The organism is Periweissella ghanensis, from assembly GCF_918814755.1.
GTDB classification, from domain to species: Bacteria; Bacillota; Bacilli; order Lactobacillales; family Lactobacillaceae; genus Periweissella; species Periweissella ghanensis.
Map to the genome: position 1 here is coordinate 21,249 of NZ_CAKKNT010000018.1, position 16,688 is coordinate 37,936.

15 protein-coding genes are annotated in these 16,688 nt (G+C 42.4%); 12 read left to right on the forward strand and 3 right to left on the reverse strand.

The genetic code is table 11. The features are described 5' to 3' along the window. Positions 1–2 precede the first annotated feature (2 nt). From LQZ76_RS06720 to LQZ76_RS06760, 9 genes are all read left to right on the forward strand, one after another. A complete protein-coding gene (locus LQZ76_RS06720) occupies positions 3–398 on the forward strand; it encodes a VOC family protein (protein WP_230098983.1) in 396 nt (131 codons plus the stop codon). A 314-nt stretch (positions 399–712) separates the two neighbouring features. Then, the gene (gene folB / locus LQZ76_RS06725; protein ID WP_230098984.1) at positions 713–1,078 is read left to right on the forward strand and encodes a dihydroneopterin aldolase; all 366 of its coding nucleotides are present in this window, start codon (positions 713–715) and stop codon (positions 1,076–1,078) included. Continuing rightward, positions 1,071–1,574, forward strand: a complete 504-nt coding sequence (folK, locus tag LQZ76_RS06730) for a 2-amino-4-hydroxy-6-hydroxymethyldihydropteridine diphosphokinase (RefSeq protein ID WP_230098985.1) — start codon at positions 1,071–1,073, stop codon at positions 1,572–1,574. The genes folB and folK overlap by 8 nt, the downstream gene beginning before the upstream one ends. Continuing rightward, a complete protein-coding gene (gene folE, locus LQZ76_RS06735) occupies positions 1,567–2,136 on the forward strand; it encodes a GTP cyclohydrolase I FolE (protein ID WP_230098986.1) in 570 nt (189 codons plus the stop codon). The genes folK and folE overlap by 8 nt, the downstream gene beginning before the upstream one ends. Positions 2,137–2,151: 15 nt before the next feature. Then, positions 2,152–2,748 carry a non-canonical purine NTP pyrophosphatase gene (locus LQZ76_RS06740; RefSeq protein ID WP_230098987.1) on the forward strand — a complete coding sequence of 199 codons (597 nt, stop codon included), beginning with the start codon at positions 2,152–2,154 and terminating at the stop codon, positions 2,746–2,748. Next, a complete protein-coding gene (folP, locus tag LQZ76_RS06745) occupies positions 2,749–3,891 on the forward strand; it encodes a dihydropteroate synthase (protein WP_230098988.1) in 1,143 nt (380 codons plus the stop codon). Between the two features lie 160 nt (positions 3,892–4,051). After that, positions 4,052–4,807: a nicotinamide riboside transporter PnuC gene (gene pnuC, locus LQZ76_RS06750; RefSeq protein WP_230098989.1), complete on the forward strand. Its 756-nt coding sequence runs from the start codon at positions 4,052–4,054 to the stop codon at positions 4,805–4,807. Positions 4,808–4,851: 44 nt separating this feature from the next. Continuing rightward, positions 4,852–6,171 carry a dihydrolipoyl dehydrogenase family protein gene (locus LQZ76_RS06755; RefSeq protein ID WP_230098990.1) on the forward strand — a complete coding sequence of 440 codons (1,320 nt, stop codon included), beginning with the start codon at positions 4,852–4,854 and terminating at the stop codon, positions 6,169–6,171. A gap of 535 nt (positions 6,172–6,706) precedes the next feature. Beyond that, positions 6,707–9,151 carry a phosphoketolase family protein gene (locus LQZ76_RS06760; RefSeq protein WP_230098991.1) on the forward strand — a complete coding sequence of 815 codons (2,445 nt, stop codon included), beginning with the start codon at positions 6,707–6,709 and terminating at the stop codon, positions 9,149–9,151. 82 nt (positions 9,152–9,233) lie between these two features. Here the strand turns inward: LQZ76_RS06760 and LQZ76_RS06765 are convergent, their stop codons facing one another. The 3 genes from LQZ76_RS06765 to LQZ76_RS06775 form a co-directional block, all read right to left on the reverse strand. Then, positions 9,234–9,845, reverse strand: a complete 612-nt coding sequence (locus LQZ76_RS06765; RefSeq protein WP_230098992.1) for a sugar O-acetyltransferase — start codon at positions 9,843–9,845, stop codon at positions 9,234–9,236. Positions 9,846–9,970: 125 nt separating this feature from the next. Further along, the gene (gene hflX / locus LQZ76_RS06770) at positions 9,971–11,254 is read right to left on the reverse strand and encodes a GTPase HflX (RefSeq protein ID WP_230098993.1); all 1,284 of its coding nucleotides are present in this window, start codon (positions 11,252–11,254) and stop codon (positions 9,971–9,973) included. A gap of 20 nt (positions 11,255–11,274) precedes the next feature. Continuing rightward, positions 11,275–11,958, reverse strand: a complete 684-nt coding sequence (locus LQZ76_RS06775) for a histidine phosphatase family protein (protein WP_230098994.1) — start codon at positions 11,956–11,958, stop codon at positions 11,275–11,277. 158 nt (positions 11,959–12,116) lie between these two features. On the opposite strand from LQZ76_RS06775, the gene helD reads away from it, so the two are divergent. The 3 genes from helD to apf all read left to right on the forward strand — a co-directional run bounded on the left by helD (position 12,117) and on the right by apf (position 16,384). Next, positions 12,117–14,408 carry an RNA polymerase recycling motor HelD gene (gene helD, locus LQZ76_RS06780; protein WP_230098995.1) on the forward strand — a complete coding sequence of 764 codons (2,292 nt, stop codon included), beginning with the start codon at positions 12,117–12,119 and terminating at the stop codon, positions 14,406–14,408. A 3-nt stretch (positions 14,409–14,411) separates the two neighbouring features. Beyond that, positions 14,412–15,299 (forward strand): type I pantothenate kinase, encoded by an 888-nt coding sequence (gene coaA / locus LQZ76_RS06785; RefSeq protein WP_230098996.1) that lies wholly within the window; start codon positions 14,412–14,414, stop codon positions 15,297–15,299. 410 nt (positions 15,300–15,709) lie between these two features. After that, entirely contained in the window at positions 15,710–16,384 is a 675-nt protein-coding gene (gene apf / locus LQZ76_RS06790; protein ID WP_230098997.1) for an aggregation-promoting factor, read from the forward strand. The last annotated feature ends 304 nt before the right edge of the window (positions 16,385–16,688 follow it).

Below are 16,688 nucleotides of genomic sequence, written 5' to 3' on the forward strand. Positions count from 1 at the left end.
AGATGGCAATTAATGAATATGTAACTGGAATCCAACACATTGGGATTCCTACTGATGATTTAGCGGGGACGATTGCTTTTTATGAATCACTTGGTTTTACCCAAGCTGGTTTATTTCCAAACGGGGCGAACCAATGTGTCTTTATGAAGCTTGATAATGTTGTGATTGAATCATGGACGGGGGATGCCGTAACGAAAACTAACGGTGCCATTAACCACATTTCCCTTGATACAACTAACATTGAAAGTACCTTTGCGGCTGCCCAAGCCCAAGGCTTAGAATTAATTGATCACGAAATTCAAAGCATCCCATCATTTTGGGCGCATGGTATTAAATACTTCAATATCTTAGGCCCAAACCATGAAGTGATTGAATTCTGCCAAATTCTCACTGACTAAGGTCCAACTAAGCTTGGCCCTCCTTGAATAAAAATTATGTAAATCCTCTTGCAGATTAATGAATCTCAGGGGGATTTTTTGGTACTCCTAAAGGGTTTAAAACGACATCGATTCAAGTGACGGCGGTACATCTTAACCATTAACGTAACAATTCTGCTAAGCAATTACGGCTGGCTTATTTGCGATTAAATAGGTAAGCCGAACTTTTGTGGGATAAATTATAAATTTTATTCGGCTACAATCATTAATGAGCCATAATTTTGGTATAATCTAGAGTTATAAACTAAAAATGAAAAACCATGGAGGGTACACAAATGGGTGCTATTCGAATTCATAATTTACGATTTCATACTTTTAACGGGGTCCTTCCGGAAGAACGCAAAAATGGCCAACAAATTGCCATTGACGTTGAATTGGAGTATCCAATTGAAACGGCCGTGCACAACGATGATTTAAGTACAACGATTAGTTATGCGGATGTCCGCGCTGATATTGATAAATTTGTTCACACACATGCATATCAATTAATCGAATCATTGGCTAATGAACTATTGGCAACGTTACTCCACAATTATCCAACAGCACCACGCATTACGTTGAAGATTCGCAAGTTCAGCGTCCCAATGCCGGGGATTTTTGATGATGTTGAGATTGAAGTGTCAGGTACGCAAAATGACTGAGCACGTATATTTAAGTATCGGTGGGAATATCGGTGACCGCGAAGCTAATTTGCGCGCCGCGGTGACTGAATTACAAGCCCAACCAGGCGTGAATGTGACCGCTGTTTCTGCCATTTATGAAACTGAACCATGGGGGAATCGGGACCAAGCTAATTTCAATAATATCGCGGTGGCATTGACGACAACGTTAACGCCATTGGCATTATTAGCGACGCTGCATGCGGTTGAACAAGCCTTGCATCGCGAACGCTTAATCCATTGGGGGCCTCGCACAATTGATTTAGATATTGTGTATTGGGGTGAGCGCGTCTTGGATTTACCTGATTTACAAGTCCCACACCCCCATGCGGCAGAACGGAATTTTGTCTTATTACCAGTCCAAGAAATTGCCCAAGATGATCCCGCTGTGTTAAGGCAAGTTCAAGCGGCTTTAGCCGAAAATAAAGATACTAGTTGGATTAATAAAGTAGGAGAGTTAGTTCTTAATAATGATTGATACAAAAAACCAAGAAAAGATACAAACAGCCGTTAAAATGATTTTAGAAGCGATTGGTGAAGATCCCGAGCGCGAAGGAATTCAAGAAACCCCGGCCCGCGTTGCCAAGATGTATAGTGAAGTTTTTTCATCAGTCACCGCACCCGAATTTGATAATTACAAAGTTTTCCCAGTTGAAGAAACCACGGAAATGGTCTTATTAAAAGACATTCCGTTTTATTCAATGTGCGAACACCACTTATTACCATTTTACGGCACGGTCAATGTGGCTTACGTGCCCGGCGACAATAACGTGATTGGTTTGAGTAAGATTCCGCGTTTAGTAGATTACTGTGCTAAGCGTCCAAATGTCCAAGAACGCATGACGGTTAACATTGCCCGTGAATTGACCCGAATTCTCGATCCACGAGGCGTGGCGGTTTCAATTTCAGCCCGCCATATGTGTGTTGAAATGCGGGGGGTTGAAAAACCTGGTGTTGTAACAGATACAAGTTACTATGTCGGCACATTTAGTGAAGATAAAGAATTAAAGCGTGAATTCTTACAACGGACAACTAAATAACAGTAGGGGCATGCGATGACAAAATGGTTAATTGCCTCAAATAATTCGTTTAAAACGGCCGATTTACAAGCATGTTTGGCGCTTGCGGGGATTGAAGCGGTGGGCTATACGACGCAATATCCAGCCGTGACTTTTCCGGCAGAAGGGACCGCGAGTTATGCAGTCAACGCGCAAGTCAAAGCCGAATTCTTGGCGAATCTGTTACACCAACCGGTCATTGCTGATGATAGTGGCTTAGAATTGGCGGCCTTACAAAATGAGCTGGGCGTGACGACGCAGCGGGATTTAGCAAGTAGTTCCTTGAGCACCAATGCCGCGGTGTTAGCTCGGCTCGATGATTTGCCAACTGATCAACGTGGCGCCCAGATGGTTACGTGGTTAGCCGCTGCTCGGCCCAACCATGCGACCATTATTAGTTCTGGCACGGTGACAGGCCAAATTGTGATGACACCTCGTGGGCAGCAATCCGGGGGCTTTGATAAAATTTTTCAACCAACTGGCCAAGCGGGAACGCTAGCGGAAATGCCAGCATCAAAGCGCTTACCGTTAACGCATCGCGGGCAAGCGGCTTTAGTTTTACAACAAAAATTATTGATGGAGAATGATAGATAAATGGCAAGCGTACGTGATATTACGGCATCATTAGCACAAGAAAATGATTTTACTAGTCAATCTTTGTTACAAATAGTTGAAAAACAACGCTTAATTGCGTTGGAGTTTAGTGATATTGATGCTGAGCTTCTTACTAAGTTAGCTCATCGAGTAGCGCAACTAGATGGCACTTGGTTAGCTGAGGCAGCTAGTGCCAAGGTCTTGTTGACGCTACCGGGGTTACGACTTTTGGCAGATAATTGGGATATGTGGTTTGGTGTTGATCCGCTCATCACGCAACAATTAGCGGCAATTAATGATCAATTTGCATTAATCTGGCAAGTTAAAGATAAGCGGTTTGATTTGAGCCAAAAAGCGATGGTTTATGCGATTATGAACATTACGCCAGATTCATTTTTTGATGGTGGTAAGTATCAGACTGAAGCGGATGTCCTTGAACATGTGGCGGCGATGATTGCTGCTGGGGCCGATGTAATTGAAGTTAATGGTCAAACTACGCGGCCAGGCTTTACTGAAGTTAGTCCGGAAGTCGAAATTGAACGCACAATTCCATATATCAAAGCAATTCGGGCGCAGTATCCCGACATGACAATTGCTATTGATACGTACAAGTTGCCGGTCATGCAAGCGGCCATTGAAGCGGGTGTCGATATTATCAATGATGTGAATAGCTTTGAAGATGATCCGGCTAAGTTAGCTTTGTTGGCTAAAAGCAATGTCGGTTTGTTAACGATGCTCAATGCTCGGACGAAAGATATTACGGAGTTAACCCCGGAAATGCATACGGCATTTGCGGCTAATTTAACGTTATTGACGAATGCGGGGATTGCCCGGGAACGGATTGCGTTGGACCAAGGAATTGGTTATTCTAAAGTACCACATGGGGTGCAAGATTACGGGATGATGCTTAATGTGGATGCATTTAATGATTTTAAGCGGCCGATGATGATTGCAATTTCACGTAAAGGCTACCTTGGTAATTTGTTAGGATTAGCCAAAGAAGACCGGTTACCCATGACTTTAGTCGCCGAAGCATTGATGTATGTCCGTGGGGGCCGCATTTTACGCGTACACGATGTTGCTGAAACGCGGCAATTAGTGACCCTTTTAGATACAATTGCGAGTGGTTACTGGTTAGGCTAGCCAATTATTTAAATAACAGTGGAAGGTGGTTAGTATTTACTGACCGCTTTTTTGGTGGCCAAAATACGTATGCGGACAAGTCTGTAGAACCATGAAAATTACCCGTGGGTGGTAAAATTAGCCTAAACAATCTATTTTCATAGTTACGAGGGGGAATATTATGAAGAAATTACAGTCCAACTCCGGGATGATTACGCGGAGTGAACACCAACATGGATGGTGGTATGAGCAGTTGTTTAGTGATTGGAAACCGTTTGAAATTTTTTACACGATTTGTTTGGTATTACTACAATTGGCCGCCTATTTATGGATTCCAAGTTCATTAATGGGAATCGCCTCGGGGATTTTTGGGGTGTTATGTTTAGTTTATGGGATGAAGGGGAAGAATGTAACCTTCGTTTTTGGAGTCTTACAGTATTTTGCGATGGGCTATATTGCCATCACTACGCATGCTTATGGATCCGTGGCAATTGATGTTTTCTATGTCTTTTCGCAACCAGTCGGCTGGTATTTCTGGGTTATTAATGATAAGGTCCGCTTCTTTAGTAAGGCGATGCGCGTCGTCATTGGGGTAATTTCGGTGATTGCGTGGATTGGTGGTTGGATAGTGTTGGCTCATTTACACGGTCAATTACCTTATTTGGATTCAATTAACTTTGTGGTTAGCTTTATTGCCCAAGTCTTATTTATCTTTAAATTCCAAGAAAACTGGGCATTGTGGATTGTGGTTAACGGTGCGGGGTTAATTTACTGGGCGACGTTGGCCTTGCGGACTTTTAATGGTCAAACGGGCCTTGGTACGTTAGGCGATAATGTCTCACAAGTAGCATTACAATTGGCATTACTATTCAATGCGGTGTATGCTTATCGGCAGTGGGCAAATGGTTCTGCGGATCGAAAACCACGCGTTAAATAAAAAACAAACAACAGATGATGGTTATCGAATGAAAGGGGTAGCAAATGCTTAAGTATAATGTTGGGATTATTGGTTCTGGTTCAGCTGGAACGTCAGTCGCTTACGGCGTTAAAGCCGCTGGTAAGAGTGTTGCGATTTTTGAAGATTATATCTGGGGTGGAACTTGTGCCAATATGGGGTGTGATCCTAAAAAAATCATCGTCAACAGTATTGATGTTTTACGCCAAGCCCAATTATTTCAAAATGAAGTGATAGGCAAGTTGGCATTAAATTGGGAAGCTGTTATGGCTAAGAAACAAAAGTATGTTGATGCCCATCCAGTACGGACACTCCAAGGTTTGGACGGGGCCGAAATTGAAACGTATCATGAAACACCACGCTTTATTAATGCCACCACGGTTGAATTAGCTGACGGGACGCAAATTGAAGCCGATACGTGGGTTATTGCAAGTGGTAAACGGCCAACGCGCCCAACCTTCCTAGGGGCCGAATTGGCGGAAACTTCCGAAGATTTTTTGAATATGCCGAGCGTACCCGACGATATTACATTTATTGGTGGTGGCTACATTGCGGTGGAATTTGCAAGCATCGCGCAATATGCGGGGGCTCATGTACATTTACTACAACATAATAACCGTATTTTACGTAACTTTGAACCTTGGTTGGTCGAGAAATTAGTACCTGAATTGACGGCCCAAGGTATCGATTTCCAATTTGATACCGAGATTGTATCATTAAAGAAGCAAGATGGTCGGATTTTAGTAACGACGAAAACGGGTCGAACTTTTTTGACGGATAAAGTAATTGCTGCCATGGGACGCCATGCCGCTGTAGAAGGCTTGGATTTAGCCGCCGCTGGGGTGGAATTTGATACGCACGGGGTTAAAGTTAACAAACACTTACAAACGACGGCTCCCAATATTTTTGCCGCTGGGGATGTTGCCGCGTCAGGCACCCCCAATCTGACACCGGTAGCTGGCTATGAGGCCCGCTATGTTGCCGATTACATTAATGGGGTGACGACCGATGCAATTGAATATCCCGTGATTTCATCAGCCGTCTATGCGCATCCACGGGTTGCCCAAGTTGGTGTCACGACTGAAGAAGCTGAAAAATTAGGCTATGACGTTAGTGATTATGACTTGAAGACGTGGTTTAACTACATGCGTTTAAACGATCAAGCCACCGCTCGCGTAATTAAACACGAGGGTAAAATTGTCGGTGCTAGCATCATTTCTGAACAAGCCGATGAAATTATTAATATGTTCGTCACGGCCATTAATAATGAAACAACGGCTGCTGAAGTGGCCAACCAGATTATGACTTATCCAACGATGGAAAGTGATTTGGGGTACTTTTATTAGAGTGTGAACCTAGAGTGCGACAACCGGCGGGTAGCCACCACTTGTCGCACTCTTTTGAAACGTGCTCACCATGCCAAACAACTCCGCCTACCGTCACTTAGCTAAGATACTAAAAGCGTATCTTGCACTAAGTGTCAGTAGTGCTCATTGTTTCCCGGCACGGCTCGCACTCTTTTGAAACGTGCTCACACAACCAACCGGTTCCGCCTAACTGCAAAACGCTTAAAATACCAAAATCGTATTTTCGCGTTTTTTCTTAGTGCTCACTGGTTCCCGGTTGTGCTCGCACTCTTACCATTTTTTTACAATTAAAATAATAGCTATCTCCCCCAAAACACGTTAAACTTGTGGTGTAGTAGATAGAAGTTGAACGAAGGATTAGTTGGGTAAAAAGGGGTCTTGTAAATTGGACCGCACCAATTAATTAATTAGTTGACTTTTAAAATATTTTAGCTACAATAATAATTGTAAACATTGACGATTGTGTCATGTTTTTAAACTAATTAAAACCAATTAATAAGGAGAGCTATTCCAAATGGCAGTAGATTACGATTCATTAGAATATTTGGAACAAGTTGACGCCTGGTGGCGTGCAACTACTTACATCTCAGCTGGTGTTATCTTCTTGAAGGACAACGCATTGTTCTCAGTTACTAACACTCCACTTACTCAAGCTGATGTTAAGGCAAAACCAATCGGACACTGGGGTACTGTTTCAGGTCAAACTTTCTTGTATGCACACGCATCACGTTTGATCAACAAGTACGACTTGAACATGTTTTATGTTGAAGGACCTGGTCACGCCGGTCAAGTTATGTTCTCTAACTCATGGATTGACGGTTCATACACTGAAGATTATCCAGAAATCACTCGCGACCTTGCTGGTTTGAACAAGCTTTACAAGAGCTTCTCATTCCCAGGTGGTGTTGGTTCTCACGCAACTGCACAAACTCCAGGTTCACTTCACGAAGGTGGAGAACTTGGTTACTCACTTTCACACGGTGTGGGTGCTATCTTGGATAATCCAGACCAAATTGGTTTTGTTGTTGTCGGTGATGGTGAATCAGAAACTGGTCCACTTATGGCTGCATGGCAATCAAACAAGTTCATCAACCCTAAGACTGATGGTGCGGTATTGCCAATCCTTGACCTTAATGGTTTCAAGATTTCAAACCCAACTATCTTGTCACGTTACTCAGATGAACAATTGACTAAGTACTTCGAAGGTTTCGGATGGTCACCACGTTTCATCGAAAATGACGACATCCACGATTACATGGCATACCACAAGTTGGCTGCTAAAGTATTCGACGAAGCAATCGTAGACATCCAAGCAATCCAAAAAGATGCTCGTGAAAACGGTCGCTACCAAGATGGTGAAGTACCATTCTGGCCAGTTATCATTGCACGTCTTCCAAAGGGTTGGGGTGGTCCTACTCACAACGAAAAGGGTCTTCCAGTTGAAGATTCATTCCGTTCACACCAAGTTCCATTGGAATTCTCATCAGCAGATAAGAACTTCAACGAAGACCTTGATGCATTCGTTGCTTGGATGGATTCATACCGTCCAACTGAATTGTTCAACGAAGATGGTACTCCTAAGCAATTCTTGATCGACCTTGCACCTAAGGGTGACAAGCGTATGTCAATGAACCCAATCGCTAACGGTGGGGTTGCTCGCGGTGAAGAACCTAAGCAATTGAACTTACCTAACTTCCGTGATTACGCTAACGAAATCACTGAAGAAACTCGTGGTACTGAACTTGCTGACGGTAACCGTAACATGGATATGTTCGTTCTTTCAACTTACTTGAAGGATGTTACATTACAAAACATGGAAGACTTCCGTTTCTTCGGACCTGACGAAACTATGTCAAACCGTCTTTGGGACTTATTTAGCGTTACTGACCGTCAATGGATGGAAGAAGTACGCGATGGTAACGACGAAAAGGTTGCTGCTTCAGGTCGTATCATTGATTCACAACTTTCAGAACACCAAGCTGAAGGTTGGTTAGAAGCATACACATTGACTGGTCGTCGCGGATTCTTCGCATCATACGAATCATTCTTGCGTGTTGTTGACTCAATGATTACTCAAATCTTCAAGTGGTACCGTCAAGCAGACGAAATCAAGTGGCGTAACAAGTACCCTTCATTGAACTTGATCGCAACTTCAACTGCTTTCCAACAAGACCACAACGGTTACACTCACCAAGATCCAGGTCTATTGACTCACTTGGCTGAAAAGAAGACTAAGTACATCCGCGAATTCTTGCCTGCCGATGCTAACTCATTGTTAGCCGTTGCCGACAAGTCATTGCGCTTGAACCAAACTATCAACTTGATCGTTGCTTCTAAGCAACCACGTCAACAATGGTTTACTATTGACGAAGCAACTGAATTAGTTGAAGATGGTCTTAAGGTTATCGACTGGGCTTCTACTGTATCTACTGACGAAACTCCAGATATCGTATTTGCTTCAGCTGGTACTGAACCAACTATTGAAGCCTTGGCTGCTGTTTGGTTACTTAACCAAAAGCTTCCTGAATTGAAGATTCGTTACGTGAACGTTGTTGACTTCTTACGTCTTAAGAAGCAAGACCCACGTGCAATCTCAGATGCTGAATTCGACGCTATCTTCACTACTGATAAGCCAGTTGTATTCGCATTCCACGGTTACGAAGACCTTGTTAAGGACGTATTCTTCGACCGTCACAACCACAACCTTGATGTTCACGGTTACCGTGAAGAAGGTGATATCACTACTACTTACGACATGCGTGTTTACTCACAAATCGACCGTTTCAACCAAGTTAAGGATGCCCTTACTAAGCTTGAAGGTGTTGTTGCTGCTGATAAGATCGCTGAAATTACTGCTGAAATGGACGCTATCTTGGCTCGCCACTTCGAAGTTACTCGTAACGAAGGTATTGATATTCCAGAATTTACTGATTGGAAATGGTCAGCTCTTAAGAAGTAATCTACTGCCGATTAACTCTGCTGTTACTAATAGTAAATATGAAAAAGCCGTTCGCATTAGCGAACGGCTTTTTTGGTGGCAATTAAAAGATTTCGGGCATTTCTAAGTCATCATCAGCGGTAATTTGGCGAATAACGCGGCAAGGATTACCAACGGCGAGTGAATTGGCGGGGATATCGCGTGTCACAACACTCCCAGCACCAATGACCGAACCTTCACCAATCGTGACACCACCAATAACGGTGACGTTACCGGCTAACCAGCAATTTTTTTCAATTGTAATGGGTTTGGCATATTCTAAGTTATATAAGCTACCATCGGGGCGGGCTTGAATATTACGTTGGTGGTGCCGTAATGGGTGGACGGGGGCGAGTAAGGCGACATTTGGACCGATTAAGACATTATCACCAATCGTAATTGGCGCACAATCAAGGGCGGTAAAGTTATAGTTGATAAATACACGTGAGCCTAACGTGGTAAAGCGACCATAATCAAGTGCAATTGGACCTTGAATTTCACAATCAGCCCCCATATTGGGAATTAATTCTTGAATAATCGTTGCCCGAGTGGGATCACCATCAGCTAAATTATTGTAATCTTGGCATAGTTTGCGGGCATGTTGACGATATGCTAAGAGGGTGGCATCACTGGGGTCATAGATTTGACCAGCTAACATTTTGGCTTCTTCCGTCATAAAATAAAACTCCTTTAGTTAAAATTAATTTGTTAAACATTATTGTAAGCGTTTGCAAAACAGTTGTCGAGGTGTTACCGGTAACAAAAAAACCAAAGCGCGGACGCTTTGGTTTTTAATTAGTATTAAGCAAAATATTTACTAAAGCGGGCCGCATCAGCAGTGTGGAGTTCCACATTGAGGAGTGTACCAGCTTCGGTGTATTCAGTGCTTAAAATATGCGCATTTTCATTTAAATACGTCACGACTTGACCATCGCTAAATGGAATTAATAAATCGTGAATTTCGTAGTCCGTGAAAATCTTTTCCTTAATAATATCAACTAAGGCAAGCAATGAAGCTTCATCCCGTGCTGAATATACTAAGTTATCACCTTCACGACTTGGGAAGACGACATCCTCCATTTTATCGGCTTTATTATAACCGATTACCATTGGAATCCCTTTAACCCCAATTTCTTGGAGAGTCCTTTCCGTCGTGGCCATCATTTCCTTGTGATTAGGATCGGAATAGTCCACGACTTGGATTAATAAGTCAGCTTGAGCGGCTTCAGCCAATGTTTGACGAAAGGCGCTAACCAAGTTGTGGGGGAGTTTTGAAACAAACCCAACCGTATCACTAAGCAAGAATTGTTTTTGATCGGGCAATGTAAGCGAACGGACTGATGTGTCCAAAGTAGCAAACAGCATGTTCTTTTCGAAAACTTGCTTTTCGTCACTTTCACCAAACATCCGCACCAAACCATTCATTGTGGTTGATTTACCAGAGTTGGTGTATCCAACTAAAGCAACGGTTGGAATGCCGGCCTTATCACGTTGGGTACGACGGGTCGCTTCTGATTTACCAATCGCTTCAAGTTCTTCTTTTAAGTGGGCGATATTTTTTTCAATCGTCCGACGGTCCATTTCAAGTTTTGACTCCCCAGAACCCCGACTAGTAAAACCAGAACCAGTGGCCCCAGTTTGTTGGTCCAAGCGGATGTTCATACTAGTGCGCAAACGGGGAAGTTGGTATTTCAAGCGGGCAATCGCCACTTGTAATTTAGCTTCTTTTGAACGCGCCCGGTTAGCGAAAATATCTAAAATCAAACCAGTCCGGTCAACCACCGTCGCTTTAGTCGCGGCTTCGATATTCCGAATTTGGGATGGTGATAATTCATCGTTAGTAATCACAAATTTGATATCAGTTTCTTCAACTAATTGGGCAAGTTCTTCAACTTTACCTTTACCAAAGTATGTACCAGCATTGGGGCGGTCAAGTTTTTGTGTGAGCGTTTCTTGCACGACCATGTTATTGGCAGCGACCAAGTTAGCAAGTTCTTCCATTGAATAGGCAAAGCTCGGATCATTATTATCAAGCCCGGCAATGATAACGGGCTTTAATGTGCTTTCTTCTTCTTGTGTTGTCATAAATATACCTTATTACCTTTTTAGTTAGCGGGTAATTCGTCAGTAACACTGTAGTACGCAATTTTAATGTCATCTTCGGTAACGATTAATTTAGTGATACTACCGTTGGCTGGTGCTTGGCCTTCAAAAGTGGCATCACCAAAACGGCCAGCGATACTCCGAATTGTTGCCCCGTGAGAGACGAGTAAAATATCGCCACCATCAGGGTGAAGTTGGCGAAGACGATCAAAGCCTGATTCAATACGGGTCCAGAACCGCTTTGAATCTTCGGCATCATGCTCAGGGTCAGCAGCGTGAATGGCATCAAGGGTCGCATCAGCTCCGATTGCCGTTAATAAATCAGAGAATGAAGTGATGTGCGCAGCTGAAGCAGGAGCACATTTAACGATATCAAGCACGGCATCAGGGCCGCGAACCCCTTCAAAAGTACCAAAGAATTGTTCCCGGAACGCTTTTAAAGGTGTTGGTGCAATAATATCAGTTTGCGTATTTTCTTCAAGGATGTATGTCGCAGTTTTAAAAGCCCGTGGGAGGTCACTTGAATAAGCGGCATCAAATTGGATATCTTTTAAAAGGTGACCAGCTCGCCGACCATCGGCAATTCCTTTTTCCGTAAGGTCGATATCACTCCAACCTTGGAAACGATCGTATTTGTTAAAGAAAGTTTGTCCATGACGTACGAGATAAATATTGATTGGTTGCATTTTTTAATACTCCTCTTTGAAAAGTTAAAGACTTTGATACTAATATAGTAACATAAGATGGCATTAAAGCGGTGGCTAGCGTATAATTGATAGCCAAGTAGTAGCAAAAAATGTTATTAGGCCATTGTGCCCAGATATAAAATAAAGCGAGAGTATACATGACAGATTCTAACTACACCTTCGAACAAAAATACCTGGACGAAGTTAATGAAAAACTTGATATTGCCCAGAAGAAAACGGAACAAGAACTTGCACGGACATCTAATGACCGCGCAGATATTGAAAAATCATGGGGCGATGTCCGCATTAAAACGAGTACTTATGAAAACATTTTGGATACCGCGCTTTCAGTGCGGCAACAACAACAAATGTTGATTGAACGACAAAATAGTTTCCAAAATGCCACGAACCGGTTACAAACCCTTAAGAAATTAAAAGTTAATCCATATTTTGCACGGATTGATTTCCAAGAAAAAGGCGAAGAAAAGGCAGAAACCATCTATATTGGGCTCGGTTCATTTTCTGATACCCCCGATCACTTCTTGATTTATGACTGGCGGGCACCAATTTCCTCAATTTACTATGATGGGGGCCTTGGAAATGTTGAATACATGACGCCTGATGGTAAGCAAAATGTTGATGTGAAGCTTAAACGGCAATTCCAAATTGAAGATGGTGTGATTGTGACGATCTTTGATACCGATGAAGCCGTGGGTGACCAAATGTTGCTCGATGCTTTGAGTGGTGAATCTGATACGAAGATGAAGAGTATCGTGACCACGATTCAAAAAGAGCAAAACAAGATTATCCGGAATACGAGTGCCGACTTACTCTTTGTTCAAGGGGCTGCCGGTTCTGGTAAAACCGCGGCGGTCTTACAACGGGTTGCGTACTTGCTATACCGGTACCGGGGTAATTTGAATAGTGGGCAAGTGGTCTTATTTAGTCCCAACCAATTATTTAATGACTATATTGACCAAGTGTTGCCGGAACTTGGTGAACAAAACATGGTTCAAATGACGTACTACCAATATGCGATGCGTCGTTTACCTAAGATTCAAGTGGAAACCTTGCAAGAACGGTTTGAAGAACACAATGATGCGGCCAATGAAAATATTACGCGTTTTAAAGGGAGCTTAGCGTTCTTCAAGTTAGTGGCTAAATATGCCCAAACGCTTAACAAAGGTAACTTGCGCTTTAAGGACATTAACTTCCAAGGCAAGCCATTCTTTGATAAGGAACATGTGGCTAAAATTTACTATGGTTACAATGAACAATATAAATTGGGGCAACGTTTGGATGCTACTAAAGAACGCTTAGCATCTTCATTAAACGGCCGAATTGGAAATGAGTTGAAGGAAAAGTGGGTTGAAGAAGCGATTCAAAACTTAACTAAGACTGAAATTGATTCATTATTTGGTGATCAACCACGTGAATTTGCCTCAGAAGAAAAAGAATACAACTTCTTGGCACGTAAAATCGTGGTTAACGCCTTTAAGCCAATTGCCACTGCCATTCACCGGAATCGGTTTATTAACGTTAACGCGCAATTTGCCGCATTTTTACGCAGTGTGCCTAAGATGACGGATTTGAGCAAATGGGACATTTCAGCTACTGACTGGGAAGCTAGTGTTGAACGGACAGTTACCGAATTTAAGACTAAGCAAATGACGTTAGCGGATGTCTCAACGTACCTTTATTTGTATGACTTAATTACTGGTAAGCACGGTGAACGTGATATTCGCTTTGTCTTTATTGATGAAATTCAAGATTACTCAGCCTTCCAATTAGCTTTCTTGAAGTTTAGCTTCCCGAAAGCCAAATTCACCATGTTGGGTGATTTGAACCAAGCGATTTTTACAAAAGAAAACTCAAAAACGTTATTACATGAATTAGGTTCAATGTTTGATCCTGAAAAAACGAGCGTTGTGCAATTGACTAAGACATACCGGTCAACGCAACAAATTACGGACTTCTCAAAAGAACTCCTCGTTAATGGTGAACAAATCATAGCCTTTAACCGTAATGGTGCCAAACCCGTCTTGGCCCAGTTTGATACGATGGCGGCAATGGAAGCCCGTTTAATTAAGCAAATTGAAAGTAACAATGCGGCTCATGAAACAACGGCCATTATTACTAAGAGTCTCGCGGAAGGGTTAGCCGTGGATGCGGTCTTGAAAGCTGCCAATGTTAAAGCCACACTAATTCGTTCAGAAAACCAACGTTTGGTACCAGGTGTGATTATTGTACCGTCATACTTGGCAAAGGGACTTGAATTTGATGCGGTGGTCGCCTGGGATATCTCAGTAACTAATTACCCATCAGAAAGTGAACGTCAGTTAATTTACACGATTGCATCACGGGCCATGCACGAATTAACCTTATTAGCTTGTGGACCAGTGACCCCATTACTTGATCGTGTGAATCCGGACTTATACGAGGTAGAATAACCGGTGGCAAATGTAAATTACACCGTTTTACGTGCTGATAAATGGCACGCAATTGGAGCGGAATTTATGGCTAAGTATGCTTGGGAGACGCCAGTGACAGCGACGCTACAAGCGGATTATCAAGCACTCGTCCCCCTTGTGATTACTAAAATGGAGCATAACCATGCCGCAGAAATAATGTGGCAGGATATCTTGGGACAACCAATAGGCAAAGTTAAACCATTTATTATTGGCTTAACAGGGAGTGTAGCGGTTGGTAAATCAACGAGCGCGAAAACGATTAAACAGTTGTTGGCAGAAGCGTTGCCAGAAGCCCAAATTGAAATCGTGACAACCGATAACTTCCTATATAATAATCAAATTTTGGCGAACCGTGGTTTAACTGATCGGAAAGGTTTTCCAGAATCATATAATATAGAAGCAATGATTGCCTTTTTAAAAGCGGTCAAGGAACGCCATGCGGATATTACGGTGCCCGTCTACTCACATGAGTATTACGATATCTTACCTTACCAAGTCCAAATGATTGGGCAGCCCGATATTGTCATTTTAGAAGGGGTCAATGCTTTACACCGGCAAGGGCAGGCCTTAGCACCGATTGATTTAATGGATTTAACTATCTATATTGATGCGCCAACCGCTTTAATTAAGAATTGGTTCTTGCAACGGTTTGAGCGTTTAGTTGACGCTGCTGAAAATGAACCAGCAAGTTATTACCATAAGTTTATTACTGATCGACTTGCTGCTAGGCAACTAGCGGAGGAAGTTTGGCATGCAGTGAATGAACGGAATTTAAAAGAATGTATCATACCGGCGCGTGCTTTGGCCGATATAATAGTAGAAAAAGGTCCCAATCATCTAGTTACGCAAGTTGCATTACGGAAATATTAGTCACACGGCTGTAAAATTCAATGAATTTTACAGCTTTTTTTATACAAATCAGGACTAAAAAGCTTTTTTTTAACTTTTTTTTGCCAAATTTAGGGATATTTTCCGAGATAGTTAAGGGGGTATACATATTTTTGTTGAGCCTAGGCATAATAGGCATTTGGCTTAATGAAAAAAGTTATATTACAGCCGTATTACATAAATTGGGGCTTATATGACAGAAAAAGGGGCCGCTTGTTACATGATAGCTATCTGGCTGTTATAAATTCCCAGTAATATATAGTTTGTTGATTGATAGCAACGAGGTATCGAAGTTATCAATGAAAAAAAGACGGGTCACATTGATGGCCGGATAATATAAAACGATAAATAGACGAAAAACATCACTTGTATTAAGAGGAGAAAAAATACACATGAATAATTTGAAGAAAATGATTTTAACTGGTACTGGTTTAGTTGCTGCTATGATCTCAACTGGAGTTGTTGCTAACGCCGACTCAATCATCACTGTTCACCAAGGTGACACTGTTTCAAAATTAGCCCTTGAAAACAACACAACTATCGAAGCAATCGTTAACGCTAACAAGTTAACTGATGCTAACTTGATCTTTGTTAACCAAAAGTTGACTATTCCATCAGCTAACAACCAAGCTCCAGTTCAAAAGGCTGCTGTTCAACAACAAGCTCCAGTTCAACAAGCTAAGGTTCAAGCCCCAGCTCAACAAGCTCCAGCACAACAAGCCCCAGCTCAACAAGCTCCAGCACAACAACAACAAGCCCCAGCACAACAACAAGCTCCAGTGCAACAACAAGTTGCCGCTCAAGCTCCAGCACAACAACAAGCTCCAGCATCTAACATGTCATCTGCTAATGCTGCCGCTAAGCAATGGATTGCTTCACGTGAATCAGGTAACAACTACAACGCCCGTAACGGTCAATTCATCGGTATGTACCAACTTTCAGCTTCATACCTTGGTGGTGACTACTCACCAGCTAACCAAGAACGCGTTGCTAACCAATACGTTCAATCACGTTACGGTTCATGGGTTGCTGCTCAACAATTCTGGTTATCACACAACTGGTACTAAGATAAATTTAGCTTAGTAATACTGTAACCAGTATAGTTTTAAGTAAGAACCGCTCTTAGGCAGCGGTTCTTGCTTTGTGGTTAAAATGATAATCACACTTCCAACACACACAGAATAAATCTGACTAAATAATGGTATGATCGGCATAGAGAGTGTGAAACATTTACATGCGGTTATTTAGTAAAAAGACCAGTGAACTGACCCCCATAAATTGGAGTGATGTTTTAAGCGATTAATTGGATGGCATGATTCTGGAATTCAACCGGACTCATGCCATCCAATTTTTCTTTAATTCGTTTGTTAT

Excerpts from the sequence above, each read along its gene's own strand:
- LQZ76_RS06740 (WP_230098987.1), top strand. The coding sequence starts at position 2,152 with ATGACAAAATGGTTAATTGCCTCAAATAATTCGTTTAAAACGGCCGAT.
- folB (WP_230098984.1), top strand. The coding sequence starts at position 713 with ATGGGTGCTATTCGAATTCATAATTTACGATTTCATACTTTTAACGGG.
- LQZ76_RS06720 (WP_230098983.1), top strand. The coding sequence starts at position 3 with ATGGCAATTAATGAATATGTAACTGGAATCCAACACATTGGGATTCCT.
- folE (WP_230098986.1), top strand. The coding sequence starts at position 1,567 with ATGATTGATACAAAAAACCAAGAAAAGATACAAACAGCCGTTAAAATG.
- helD (WP_230098995.1), top strand. The coding sequence starts at position 12,117 with ATGACAGATTCTAACTACACCTTCGAACAAAAATACCTGGACGAAGTT.
- apf (WP_230098997.1), top strand. The coding sequence starts at position 15,710 with ATGAATAATTTGAAGAAAATGATTTTAACTGGTACTGGTTTAGTTGCT.
- LQZ76_RS06755 (WP_230098990.1), top strand. The coding sequence starts at position 4,852 with ATGCTTAAGTATAATGTTGGGATTATTGGTTCTGGTTCAGCTGGAACG.
- folK (WP_230098985.1), top strand. The coding sequence starts at position 1,071 with ATGACTGAGCACGTATATTTAAGTATCGGTGGGAATATCGGTGACCGC.
- LQZ76_RS06775 (WP_230098994.1), bottom strand. The coding sequence starts at position 11,958 with ATGCAACCAATCAATATTTATCTCGTACGTCATGGACAAACTTTCTTT.
- pnuC (WP_230098989.1), top strand. The coding sequence starts at position 4,052 with ATGAAGAAATTACAGTCCAACTCCGGGATGATTACGCGGAGTGAACAC.
- LQZ76_RS06760 (WP_230098991.1), top strand. The coding sequence starts at position 6,707 with ATGGCAGTAGATTACGATTCATTAGAATATTTGGAACAAGTTGACGCC.
- folP (WP_230098988.1), top strand. The coding sequence starts at position 2,749 with ATGGCAAGCGTACGTGATATTACGGCATCATTAGCACAAGAAAATGAT.
- LQZ76_RS06765 (WP_230098992.1), bottom strand. The coding sequence starts at position 9,845 with ATGACGGAAGAAGCCAAAATGTTAGCTGGTCAAATCTATGACCCCAGT.
- hflX (WP_230098993.1), bottom strand. The coding sequence starts at position 11,254 with ATGACAACACAAGAAGAAGAAAGCACATTAAAGCCCGTTATCATTGCC.